10 protein-coding genes and 1 pseudogene are annotated in these 11,350 nt (G+C 72.8%); 5 read left to right on the top strand and 6 right to left on the bottom strand.

Annotation, left to right across the window (positions count from 1 at the left end; translation table 11 throughout):
* The first annotated feature begins 40 nt into the window (after positions 1-40).
* From ACIQOV_RS09425 to ACIQOV_RS09415, 3 genes are all read left to right on the top strand, one after another.
* Positions 41-1,054, top strand: coding sequence for an aldo/keto reductase (locus ACIQOV_RS09425; protein ID WP_401046730.1), 1,014 nt, complete (start codon positions 41-43; stop codon positions 1,052-1,054).
* A gap of 61 nt (positions 1,055-1,115) precedes the next feature.
* Complete coding sequence (locus ACIQOV_RS09420) at positions 1,116-1,703, top strand: TetR family transcriptional regulator (RefSeq protein ID WP_401046728.1); 588 nt, start codon at positions 1,116-1,118, stop codon at positions 1,701-1,703.
* A 107-nt stretch (positions 1,704-1,810) separates the two neighbouring features.
* Positions 1,811-2,755 (top strand): ADP-ribosylglycohydrolase family protein, encoded by a 945-nt coding sequence (locus ACIQOV_RS09415; RefSeq protein WP_401046726.1) that lies wholly within the window; start codon positions 1,811-1,813, stop codon positions 2,753-2,755.
* Here the strand turns inward: ACIQOV_RS09415 and ACIQOV_RS09410 are convergent.
* Together ACIQOV_RS09410 and ACIQOV_RS09405 are read right to left on the bottom strand one after the other, a co-directional pair.
* Complete coding sequence (locus ACIQOV_RS09410; protein WP_359900491.1) at positions 2,742-3,005, bottom strand: GlsB/YeaQ/YmgE family stress response membrane protein; 264 nt, start codon at positions 3,003-3,005, stop codon at positions 2,742-2,744. The two genes, ACIQOV_RS09415 and ACIQOV_RS09410, sit on opposite strands and share 14 nt — an antisense overlap.
* A gap of 206 nt (positions 3,006-3,211) precedes the next feature.
* Positions 3,212-3,478 (bottom strand): GlsB/YeaQ/YmgE family stress response membrane protein, encoded by a 267-nt coding sequence (locus ACIQOV_RS09405; protein ID WP_355254305.1) that lies wholly within the window; start codon positions 3,476-3,478, stop codon positions 3,212-3,214.
* A 257-nt stretch (positions 3,479-3,735) separates the two neighbouring features.
* Here ACIQOV_RS09405 and ACIQOV_RS09400 point away from each other — a divergent pair, with 257 nt between their 5' ends.
* Positions 3,736-4,983: a glycosyltransferase gene (locus tag ACIQOV_RS09400; protein WP_401046723.1), complete on the top strand. Its 1,248-nt coding sequence runs from the start codon at positions 3,736-3,738 to the stop codon at positions 4,981-4,983.
* A 118-nt stretch (positions 4,984-5,101) separates the two neighbouring features.
* Here the strand turns inward: ACIQOV_RS09400 and ACIQOV_RS09395 are convergent, their stop codons facing one another.
* From ACIQOV_RS09395 to ACIQOV_RS09380, 4 genes are all read right to left on the bottom strand, one after another.
* Complete coding sequence (locus ACIQOV_RS09395; RefSeq protein ID WP_401046720.1) at positions 5,102-6,658, bottom strand: NCS1 family nucleobase:cation symporter-1; 1,557 nt, start codon at positions 6,656-6,658, stop codon at positions 5,102-5,104.
* Positions 6,659-6,820: 162 nt separating this feature from the next.
* A complete protein-coding gene (locus ACIQOV_RS09390) occupies positions 6,821-7,834 on the bottom strand; it encodes a TIGR03842 family LLM class F420-dependent oxidoreductase (protein ID WP_401046718.1) in 1,014 nt (337 codons plus the stop codon).
* Positions 7,835-8,004: 170 nt separating this feature from the next.
* Complete coding sequence (gene hydA, locus ACIQOV_RS09385) at positions 8,005-9,453, bottom strand: dihydropyrimidinase (protein WP_401046715.1); 1,449 nt, start codon at positions 9,451-9,453, stop codon at positions 8,005-8,007.
* An 11-nt stretch (positions 9,454-9,464) separates the two neighbouring features.
* Positions 9,465-10,307 (bottom strand): nitrilase-related carbon-nitrogen hydrolase, encoded by an 843-nt coding sequence (locus tag ACIQOV_RS09380; protein ID WP_401046712.1) that lies wholly within the window; start codon positions 10,305-10,307, stop codon positions 9,465-9,467.
* 342 nt (positions 10,308-10,649) lie between these two features.
* Between ACIQOV_RS09380 and ACIQOV_RS09375 the strand changes: the two are divergent.
* A pseudogene (locus ACIQOV_RS09375) lies at positions 10,650-11,350 on the top strand (hypothetical protein); the annotation flags it as partial.

The raw sequence follows: 11,350 nt of genomic DNA, 5'->3' as shown, positions 1-11,350 counted from the left end.
CCCCCGCCTCCCGGCGCCGCACCCGCCCCCTGGAGTCCCCGTGTCCCCGCACACCCGCCCCGCCCAGCGCACCCTCGGCACCACCGGGCCGGTCACCTCGGCCCTCGGCCTCGGCTGCATGGGCATGTCCGACCTGTACGGCCCGGCCGACGAGGCCGAGAGCATCGCCACCATCCACGCGGCCCTCGACGCCGGAATCACCCTCCTCGACACCGGCGACTTCTACGGCATGGGCCACAACGAGCTGCTGATCCACGAAGCGCTGCGCGGCCGCGACCGCGAGAGCGTGCAGATCAGCGTGAAGTTCGGCGCCCAGCGCGGCCCCGACGGCCAGTGGCTCGGCTACAGCACGAGCCCCGCCGCCACCAAGACCGCGCTCTCCTACACCCTGCGCCGCCTGCGCACCGACCACATCGACGTCTACCGCCCGGCCCGTCTGGACCCGGACGTCCCGATCGAGGAGACCGTCGGCGCCATCGCCGACCTGGTGAAGGCCGGCTACGTCCGCCACATCGGACTCTCCGAGGTCGGCGCCGACACCCTGCGCCGGGCCGCCGCCGTCCACCCGATCAGCGACCTCCAGATCGAGTACTCGCTGCTCTCCCGCTCGATCGAGGCCGCCGTCCTGCCCGCCGCCCGCGAGCTCGGCATCGGCATCACCGCGTACGGCGTGCTCTCCCGCGGCCTGCTCAGCGGCCACTGGGACCGGGAACGCGCCCTCGCCGGCACCGACTTCCGCAGCCACAGTCCGCGCTTCCAGGGCGAGAACCTGGCCCACAACCTGGCGCTGGTCGAGGCCCTGCGCGAGATCGCCGCCGCGCGGGGCGCGACCGTCGCCCAGGTCGCCATCGCCTGGGTTGCCTCGCGCGGGCAGGACGTCGTCCCGCTGGTCGGCGCCCGCCGCCGGGACCGTCTGGCCGAGGCCCTCGGCGCGCTCGACGTCACGCTGACCGGGCCCGACCTCGCCGCCGTCGAGGCCGCCGTACCCGCCGGCGCCGCCGCAGGTGACCGGTACGCTGCCGCACAGATGGCCCACCTGGACAGCGAGCACTGACCGCACCACCGGCGCCGACGCCGCACGACCCGACCGCACGACCCAAAGGACGGACCTCCCCGTGACCACGGACACCACACTCACCGCCGAGCAGATCCTGATCGCGGCGGAGGACGTCCTCCGGCGGTTCGGCCCGGCCAAGGCCACCGTCGTGGACGTCGCCCGCATCCTCGGCGTCAGCCACAGCAGCGTCTACCGGCACTTCCCCAGCAAGGCCGCGCTGCGCGAGGCGGTCACCCAGCGCTGGCTGGACCAGGCGCACCACGAGCTGGCGACCGTCTCCAGCGAGGGCGGCCCCGCCTCCGAACGGCTGCACCGCTGGCTGAGGACGCTGTTCACGGCCAAGCGGAAGAAGGCGCTGGACGACCCGGAGCTGTTCGCCACCTACATGGTGCTGGTCGAGGAGAACAGCGGCCTGGTGGACGCCCATGTCGACACCCTGGTCGACCAGATCGCGCAGATCGTCACGGACGGCACGGAGCGCAAGGAGTTCAAGCTCACCCACATCCGCAACACCGCCCGCGCCGTCTTCGACGCCACCAGCCCCTTCCACGACCCGGCCTACGCGTCCACCTGGTCCACGCCCGGGGTCGACGACCGGTTCGAGGCCGTCTGGAAGCTCGTCCTCGGCGGCCTGAAGGTGACGTGACGGTACGTCAGCGCGCGGGGCGCCGGCGAGCGACGGGAAACCCGTTCGCCGGCGCCCCGCCCGTCCGGCAGACTGCCGCGCACAGTTGATCTCACTCGGAGGATGACATGCGTACGGCCCGCCCGGTCCTGGACAGCCTGGAGGGGCTCGCCCTCGGCGATGCCTTCGGCGACCGCTGGTTCTCGGTCCCGCCGGACGAGGCAGCCGCCGCGCTGGCCGCCCGTCTGGTCCGGCGCGCGCCCTGGCACTGGACCGACGACACCGCCATGGCGCTCGTGCTGGTCCGCCACCTGCTCGGTGCGGGAGAGGTCCGGCCGGACGCGCTCGCCCGGGAGTTCGCCTCCGAGTGCGCCCGCGAGTACGGCCGCAAGTACGGCCCGTCGATGCACCGGGTACTGCGCGGGATCGGCACCGGCGGGGACTGGCGCGCCATCACCGCGGGCCAGTTCGAGGGCCAGGGCTCGCACGGGAACGGCGCCGCGATGCGGGTCGCCCCGCTGGGGGCCTGGTTCGCCGACAACCTCGACACGGTGGTCCGGCAGGCCGAACTGCAGGCGCTCACGACCCACTTCCACCCGGAGGCGGTCGCCGGCGCGGTGGCGGTCGCCCTCGCGGCGGCGCTGGCGGTCCGGAGCCGGGGCGGAAGCCCGCCCGGCCGGGCCGAGTTGCTGACCGAGGTCGCCGGACGGCTGCCGGACTGCGAGGTCCGTTCCGGGCTGCGGATCGCCGCCCGGCTGCCCGGGCACACCAGCGTCCGGCACGCCGCCAGCGTGCTCGGCTCGGGGACCCTGATCTCCGCCCCGGACACCGTGCCGTTCGCCCTCTGGTCCGCGGCCGGGCACCTGGACTCGCTGCCCGAGGCCGTCTGGCACACCCTGGAGGGCTGGGGCGACAAGGACACCACCTGCGCCGTCGCCGCCGGCGTGGTCGCCGCCCGGACCGGACTCGCGGACGTGCCGCCCGGCTGGCTCGCCGCCCGCGAGCCCCTCCCGGACTGGGTCGCCGAGGCGTCCGGGGCCGCCGGCCACGGGCCGGTGGTCAGCGGCGGGTGATGAAGCGGAACACCTTGTAGGCGAGGAGCAGGACCATCGCGCCGCCGATCGCCGACACCCAGGTCGTGATGTCAAGGAAGCTCACCTTCACCGCCCCGTGCATCCAGTTCGAGACGATCCAGGTGCCGATGTAGGAGCCGGTGATCCCGATCAGGGTGCTGCCGATCAGGCCGCGCTCACCCCTCGACATCGCCATCCTGGCCAGCGTCCCCGACACCAGGCCCAGCACGATCCACGCCATCCAGCTCATCCGCCGCCCCTTGCGTCATCGGTGTGACGACCCCGTCGAGCCCCCGGGTCCGACCGGAAGGACGTACGAGAGCCCCGCACCGTTCCAGCGCCCGGAAGGAGCGGTGCGAACCGGCCATCCGGGCGCGGCCGCTCCGGGCGGCGGAACCCCTCACGGCAGGCCGTCCCATGGCCTCCCGGGTACCGGCGACGGAACGAACCCGGCTGTCAGCGGCGCGAGTTGCCGAACAGCAGCCGGTAGACGATCAGCAGCACCAGGGCGCCGCCGATCGCCGACACCCAGGTCGCGGCGTCGAAGAAGTGCGCGGTGACCGAGCGGTGCAGGAAGTGCGACGCGATCCAGCCGCCGACGAACGATCCGGCGATGCCGATCAGGGTGGTCACGATCAGGCCGCCCGGGTCCTTCCCCGGCAGCAGCAGCTTGGCCAGCGCACCCGCCAGCAGGCCCAGCACGATCCACGCGACGATGCTCATTCCGACATCCCCTCCCGTCCGCGGCGCCCCGGGCCCCGTCCCGTGCGCTCTGCCCGGAAGGACGCCTCCGCCCGCCGCCCGGTTCCGCCGCCCGGTTCGGCCGCCCGGCCCACCACAGGGATCAGACGGGGTCAGCCACGTGGTCAGTCACGGCGCCCGCCACCTGCAGGCCGGCGTTCGATACCGGTCGGCGGGGCCGGACCGCCCCCGCGCGTGGCGCCCTTCCTGCCCGCCGCCGACGCCGAAATACTGCGACCATGCGCATCCTGATCGCCACCGCCGGCTCCCGGGGCGACGTGGCCCCCTTCACCGGGCTCGGCGTCCGCCTGCGGGCGGCCGGACATCAGGTGGCCGTCGCGACCCACGACACCTTCGCCGGGCCCGTCCGGGCCGCCGGGCTGGAGTACCGCCCGCTACCGGTCGACCCGCGCGCCGAACTCGCCTCCGCCGAGGGCCGGCGCCTGCTGCGGGCCGGCAGCGGACCGGGTGGAATCCTGCAACTCCTGCGGCTCGCCAGGAGGTTCATGCCGGCACTCGGCGAGGGCATCGCCGATGCCACGGCACTCGGCACCGATCTGCTGCTGACCACCAGCACCACCAGCGCGCTCGGCCAGGTCGCCGCCGAGGCGGTCGGCATCCCCAGCATCGGGCTGTACCTCCAGCCCCTCTCCCCCACCCGGGAGTTCGCGCCCGCCGTCACCGGCACCCGGTCGCTCGGCCGGTCCGGCAACCTGCTGGCGGGGCACGCCGTCCAGGCCGCGACGGACCAGCTCTTCGGGCCGGCCGTCCGCGGGCTGCGGCAGCGGCTCGGCCTGCCGCCGCTCGGCGTCGCCCGGGCCCGTCGCAACCACCCCGTCCTGCACGGCTTCTCGCCGCTGGTGGTGCCCCGGCCCGCCGACTGGCACCCCCGGCTGGACGTGGCGGGCTACTGGTGGCCGCCCGAGCGGCCGGACTGGACACCCCCGGCCCGGCTACTCGACTTCCTCGCCGCCGGACCGCCGCCGGTCTTCGTCGGCTTCGGCAGCCTGGTCGTCCCCGACCCCGAGCGGCTCACCGCCACCGTCCTCGCCGCCGCCCGCGCCGCCCGGGTGCGCCTCCTCCTCCAGTCCGGCTGGAGCGAACTGGCCGCCGAGGACTCGGACTCCGTCCTGACCATCGGCGACACCCCGCACGACTGGCTCTTCCCCCGCACCGCCGCCGTGGTCCACCACGCGGGCGCCGGAACCACGGCGGCCGCCCTCCGCTCCGGGACTCCCACCGTCCCCGTGCCCGCCCAGCTCGACGCACCGTTCTGGTCCGCCCGGCTGGCCCTGCTCGGCGTCTCCCCCGGGCCCGTCCCGCTGCGCACCCTGACCCCGGCCCGCCTCGCCACCGCCCTCCGCCTGACCCTCGACGACCCCCGCTACCGCACCCGCGCCCGGGCCGTCGCGGCGGCCCTGGCCGTCGAGGACGGCACCGCGAAGGTCCTCGCCGCCGTCGACCGGGCGGCGGCAGCGACCGGGTGAGGAGCGAACGGCAGGCGGCAGACGGCAGGCGACGGACGACGGACGACGGACGACAGCGAACAACCGACCACCAACGGCTGACAGATTTCAAAATCTGTCAGCCGTTCGCCGTCATCCGTCAGCCCTCCCCCGCCCGCGCAGCTCCCCTCCCGAACAGCCCGCTCAGCCCCAGGTACACCACGGCCGCCGCCGCGAGCCCAACGGCCCAGCCGTAATCGGCGAGCGGCTTGAGGACGGGGATCAGGCCGTCCGCCGGGAACGGACCCTGCTTCGCCCCATCGGCGTCAAGGGTGGAGTACGAGCCGCCGACCGCCAGCACGCCGCCCACCAGGAGCGCCGTGACGGCCCTCCAGTTCCAACCGGCCGCGTACCAGTACGCCCCGCCCGGCCGGTACAGCTCGGCGAGCCGGAGGCGGGTGCGACGCAGCACCCAGTAGTCGGCGATCAGCACTCCGCCGACGGTGCCGAGCAGGCCGCCGACCACGCCCAGCCAGGTGAAGATGTACACGTGCGGGTCGGAGATCAGCCGCCACGGGAGGATCGCGATCCCGACCACCCCCGTGATCAGCGCCCCGGTCCGGAAACCGACGAGGCGGGGCAGCAGGTTGGCGAGGTCGTAGGCGGGCGACACGACGTTGGCGGCGATGTTCACCGACAGCGTCGCGACCAGCACGGTCAGCAGCGCGAACAGGATGCCGACCGGGTTCTCCATCTTGGCGGCCAGCTGGATCGGATCCCACACCGGCACCCCGTAGACCGCCTCGGAGCCAGAGGTGACCAGCACGGACAGGAACGCGAAGAGCGTCATCGTGGTCGGCAGGCCGAGCGCCTGCCCGCGTATCTGGGCCCGCTGACTGCCGCCGAAGCGGGTGAAGTCGGGGATGTTCAGCGCGAGGGTGGACCAGAACCCGATCATGCCCATCAGCGCCGGGAAGAAGACCTTCCAGAAGCCGCCGCCCCACCCCAGCCTGGACGGCTGGTCGAGCAGCGGCCCGAGCCCGCCCGCCTTGACGGTGATCCACATCAGCAGCGCGAGCGCGCCGACGATGACGAACGGCGCCGCCCAGTTCTCGAACCGCCGCAGGGCCTCCATCCCGCGCGCGATGATGGCCATCTCGATCAGCCAGAACAGCAGGAACGAGAGCCACTGGGTCCACGGGTGTCCGCCGAACTCCCCCGCGGTGCGCCAGGATTCACCGAGCAGTTTGCCGGCCAGCAGAAAGATGCCCTCGCCGCCGATCCAGGTCTGGATGCCGAACCAGGCGCAGGCCACCGCCGCCCGCAGCAGGGCCGGCAGGTTGGCGCCGCGCAGCCCGAACGAGGCGCGGGCGAAGACCGGGAACGGGATGCCGTACTTGGTGCCGGCGTGCCCGGTGAGCAGCATCGGGACCAGCACGACGAGGTTGGCGAGTGCGATGGTCAGCACCGCCTGCTTCCAGTCCATGCCGAGCGCGACCAGGCCCGAAGCCAGGGTCCAGGACGGGATGTTGTGGGCCATGCCGACCCAGAGCGCGAGGAAGTTGTACGTGGTCCAGGTGCGCCGCGCCACCGGGACCGGCCGGAGGTCGTCGCTGGTGAATCCGTTGGGGGGCAACTGTCCGTCGGCCGGGCCCAGTTCGACCCGGCCGTCGGGGTGATGCAGCTGTCTGCTGCCACTGGTTTCGGTTCCGGACACGGACAACTCCCGTCCGCCACGGCCGAATCCGCGGCCGGGCTCAGGTTGGGGTCAGGGGCGGGTTCACAGGCAGCTTCACGGCCGGGTTCACAGACAGGCGCACAGGATGGTTCACGATCGGCGGCACGGGCAGGAGGTCACACGGAACTGCGCGGGCCGGCGTCACAGGTGCGGGATGACGTCCGTCCCGTACGCGTCGATGGTGGCCTCGATGGCGTCGTGCATGGCGTAGACGGCGAACTGGTCGACGCCGAGCGAGCGGAGCTCCGCCAACCGGGCCCGGTGCGCCTCTGCCGGGCCGATCAGGCAGAAGCGGTCGACGATCTCGTCCGGGACGAAGGCTGTGTCCGGGTTCCCGGCCCGCCCGTGGTGGCTGTAGTCGTAGCCCTGCCGGTCCTTGATGTAGTCGGTGAGCGCCTCCGGCACCAGGTCGGAGTGCTCGCCGTAGTGGCTGACCAGGTCGGCCACGTGGTTGCCCACCATCCCGCCGAACCAGCGGCACTGCTCCCGGGCGTGGGCGAGCGCCTCGGGCGAGTCGTCGGCGGTGACGTAGGCCGGGGCGGCGACGCAGACGGTGACCGAGTCCGGATCCCGGCCGGCCTCGACGGCGGCGGCCCGTACCGCCTTGATCATGAACTCGGTCAGATACGGATCGGCCAGCTGCAGGATGAAACCATCGGCCTGACGACCCGTCAGGTTCAGTGCCTTCGGACCGTACGCCCCCATCCAGATCGGCAGCGACGCTCCGGAGCGGACCCACGGCAGGTGCATCTCGGTGCCGTCCACCTCGGCGGTGCGCCCCTCGGCCAACTCCTTGATGGCGTGCATGGCTTCGGAGAGCCGGGCGAGGGTGGCGGGGCGTCGTCCGGCGACCCGCATGGCGGAGTCGCCGCGGCCGATGCCGCAGACGGTCCGGTTGCCGTACATGTCGTTGAGCGTGGCGAAGGTGGAGGCGGTCACCTCCCAGGTGCGGGTTCCCGGGTTGGTGACCATCGGGCCGACGGTCATCCGCTCGGTCTCGGCGAGGATCCGGCTGTAGATGACGAAGGGCTCCTGCCACAGCACGCAGGAGTCGAAGGTCCAGCCGTGGCTGAAACCGGCCTGCTCGGCGCGGATCATCCGGTCGATGAGCAGCCGGGCGGGCGGGTCGGTCTGAAGGACGAGGCCGATGTCCATGGAGGGCTCCAGGTAAGGGTTCTGCCCGCCGCCGACCGGCCACCGACCGGATCGGAGCGGCGGGCGGACGGCGGTCGGACGGCGAGCGGTGGAACGGCGAGCGATGGAACGGCGAGCAGGCGGCGCCAGGTGACGCCGAACGGCGGAAGGGGCGGGAAGCGGGAGAGGGCTCAGACCAGGTACTGGCAGGTGTCCCGGCGCAGGAAGGCGCCGTGGCCGGCCCGGCCGAGCCAGGCGCCGTCGTCCAGCACGACGGTGCCGCGCGACATCACCATCCTTGCCCGGCCGGTGAGTCGGCGGCCCTCGTAGGCCGAGTAGTCCACGTTCATGTGGTGGGTCGCGGCGGAGACGGTCTGCACCGCGGTGGGGTCGTAGACCACCAGGTCGGCGTCGGCGCCCGGGGCGATCGTGCCCTTGCGCGGGTGCAGGCCGAACATCCGGGCCGGGGTGGTGCAGGCGATCTCGACCCAGCGGCGCCGGCTGATGTGCCCGTCCACCACGGCCTGGTGGAGCAGGTCCATCCGGTTCTCGACGCCGGGCAGGCCGTTGGGGATCTTCGAGAAGTCGCCCCGGCCCAGCTCCTTCTGCCCGACGAAGCAGAACGGGCAGTGGTCGGTGGAGACCACCTGGAGGTCGTTGGTGCGCAGCCCGCGCCAGAGCGCCTCCTGGTGCTCGCGCGGCCTGAGCGGCGTGCTGCACACGTACTTGGCGCCCTCGAAGCCGTCGGCGCCCTCCTCGGCGAGGTTGTCGGTGGAGAGGAAGAGGTACTGCGGGCAGGTCTCGCCGAAGACGTTGAGGCCGGTGTCCCTGGCCTGGGCGATTTCGGCGAGCGCGGCGGCGGCGGAGACGTGCACCACGTAGAGCGGGCTGCCGGCCACCTGGGCGAGCTTGATCGCCCGGTGGGTGGCCTCCGCCTCCAGCAGTTCGCGGCGGACCTCGCCGTGGTAGCGGGGAGCGGTCCTCCCGGCGGCGAGCGCCTGCTCGACCAGGACGTCGATGGCGATGCCGTTCTCCGCGTGCATCATGATCAGCCCGCCGTTGGCGGCGCCGCGCTGCATGGCGCGCAGGATGCGGCCGTCATCGCTGTAGAAGACGCCGGGGTAGGCCATGAAGAGCTTGAAGGAGGTGGACTCTCCGGAGTCCACGAGGGCGTCCATCTCCTTCAGCACGGCGTCGTTGACGTCGGAGACGATGGTGTGGAAGGCGTAGTCGATCGCGCAGTTGCCCTCGGCCTTGGCGTGCCAGGCGTCCAGGCCCTCGCGCAGCGAGCCGCCGACCGGCTGGACGGCGAAGTCCACGATGGTGGTGGTGCCGCCCCAGGCGGCGGCCCGGGTGCCGGTCTCGAAGGTGTCGGAGGCCGCGGTGCCGCCGAACGGCAGTTCCATGTGGGTGTGGGCGTCGACGCCGCCCGGGATGACGTAGTGGCCGGTGGCGTCGATGACGGTGTCGGCGGTCCAGGCCCCGGCGGCGGAGCTGCCGGTGGCGGCGAGGGCGGCGATGCGCTCGCCCTCGATCAGGACGTCGGCGTGGACCTCCTCGGTCGCGGTGATGACGAGGCCGCCGCGGACGACGGTGCGCTGGTGCGGGTCGCGGGCGGCCCGCACGTCGTTGGTGGTCATCGCGCTGCTCCTCACGCCTCGGCGAGCGGTCCGTAGGCGTCGGGCCTGCGGTCGCGGTAGAACGCCCACTGCTGGCGGACCTGCTCGATCAGGCCGAGGTCGAGGTCGCGGACGACGAGTTCCTCCTCCTTGTCGGAGGCGACGTCGCCGACGAACTGGCCGCGCGGGTCCACGAAGTAGGAGGTGCCGTAGAAGTCGTTGTCGCCGTACTCCTCGGTGCCGACGCGGTTGATCGCGGCGACGAAGTACTCGTTGGCGACGGCGGCGGCGGGCTGTTCGAGCTGCCAGAGGTAGGCGGACAGGCCGCGGCTGGTGGCCGAGGGGTTGTAGACGATCTGCGCGCCGGCCAGGCCCAGGGCGCGCCAGCCCTCGGGGAAGTGGCGGTCGTAGCAGATGTACACGCCGACCTTGCCGACGGCGGTGTCGAACACGGGCCAGCCGAGGTTGCCGGGCTTGAAGTAGTACTTCTCCCAGAAGCCCTTGACCTGCGGGATGTGGTGCTTGCGGTACTTGCCGAGGTAACTGCCGTCGGCGTCGATGACGGCGGCGGTGTTGTAGTAGACGCCGGGCTGCTCCTCCTCGTAGACCGGGACGACCATCACCAGCCCGAGTTCGCGGGCGAGTTCCCGCATCCGGCGCACGGTGGGACCGTCGGGAACGGTCTCGGCCCAGCGGTAGTGCTCGGCCTCCTGGACCTGACAAAAGTACGGGGAGTTGAAGACCTCCTGGAAGCCGATGATCTTCGCGCCCTGGGCGGCGGCCTCGCGGGCGTACCGCTCGTGGAGCGCGATCATGCTCTCCTGGTCGCCGGTCCAGCGGGTCTGAACGAGCGCGGCACGGACGATCTGCGACATGGGTACCTCCGCAACTCCGCGGTCCGGCCGTGCGGTCGGGCCCGCGGTCTGAGGGTTGACGGGGCGGGTCTGACCCGCGGTTCCGCTCGGGGAACCACAGGGTCTACGTGCGTAGAAAGCGATCTGTAGACGGTAGGCCCGGCCTCGGTGGCCTGACAATACGTTGACGGAAACGCGTCTGGGGAGATCTTGTTGCGCGGACACGCGGGTGGTCCCGGGTGCGATGAAAAGACGATCTACCCCGAGAGTCGCCTCCTTACTCGTTCGAGTGAAACCGAACGCCCGGGGTGCGCACATGGCGATGGCCGGGTAAGAGCCGCGTGAACTTCGCTGTGGATCGCGATGGACCGTCAGTCCTCGCTGGTTTCCTACGAGTTCGACGGCTCGGTCACGGGGGATCGAGGCGACCGAGCGGGGGCGACGATGACGGTGGTGCGGAATTCCGCGGCGGAAGCGGCGGAAGCGGCGGAATCGGCGGAAGCGGCGGAAGCGGCGGAAGCGGCGGAAGCGGCGGAAACTGCGGAAACTGCGGGAGCAGCAGGCACGGCGGGAGGCGAGGCGGGAGGCGCGGTTCCGGCTGGTACGACGGCGGGCGGAAGCCCCGCGGCGCGGCCGCCCGCGCTGCCCGCCTGGGCCGGCCTGCTGCTCGCCCTCGGCGCACTGGTCCCTGTCGTCCTCGGCGGGCTGCTGTTCCGGCACCGGGCACCGCAGGTACGGGACGTCGCCCTCCAACTGGCCGGTTCCCGTGCGGCCGCCGAGGCGGTGGTCGGGGGGCGCGTCGCGGACCACCTGGCCGCACTGCGAGCCGACGGCTGGCTGATCGGCGGCTACGCGCTGACGCTGCTCGCCACCGCACTGCTCGGTGGGTACCTGCTCGGACCGGCACGCCGACGGCTGCCGGCGCTCGCGGTCGGCGGCGGCGGACTGCTGGCGGCCTGCTGCGACCTCGGCGAGGACGCGTTGCTGCGCGTGGGGCTCGACGGCCTCCGCCCCGGCACGGGCGGCTCCGACACCCCCTCCGACACCCCCTTCGCCGCCGCCAC

Source organism: Kitasatospora sp. NPDC091257, assembly GCF_044757675.1.
Taxonomy (GTDB): domain Bacteria; phylum Actinomycetota; class Actinomycetes; order Streptomycetales; family Streptomycetaceae; genus Kitasatospora; species Kitasatospora lactacystinica.
The sequence above is the reverse complement of the archived record's forward strand: the minus strand, read 5'-3'. Positions and strand labels throughout refer to the sequence as shown.

Coding starts and splice junctions, on each gene's coding strand:
- ACIQOV_RS09410 (WP_359900491.1), bottom strand. CDS start 3,005: ATGAGCTGGATGGCGTGGATCGTGCTGGGCCTGGTGTCGGGGACGCTG.
- ACIQOV_RS09400 (WP_401046723.1), top strand. CDS start 3,736: ATGCGCATCCTGATCGCCACCGCCGGCTCCCGGGGCGACGTGGCCCCC.
- ACIQOV_RS09390 (WP_401046718.1), bottom strand. CDS start 7,834: ATGGACATCGGCCTCGTCCTTCAGACCGACCCGCCCGCCCGGCTGCTC.
- ACIQOV_RS09415 (WP_401046726.1), top strand. CDS start 1,811: ATGCGTACGGCCCGCCCGGTCCTGGACAGCCTGGAGGGGCTCGCCCTC.
- ACIQOV_RS09380 (WP_401046712.1), bottom strand. CDS start 10,307: ATGTCGCAGATCGTCCGTGCCGCGCTCGTTCAGACCCGCTGGACCGGC.
- ACIQOV_RS09405 (WP_355254305.1), bottom strand. CDS start 3,478: ATGAGCATCGTCGCGTGGATCGTGCTGGGCCTGCTGGCGGGTGCGCTG.
- hydA (WP_401046715.1), bottom strand. CDS start 9,453: ATGACCACCAACGACGTGCGGGCCGCCCGCGACCCGCACCAGCGCACC.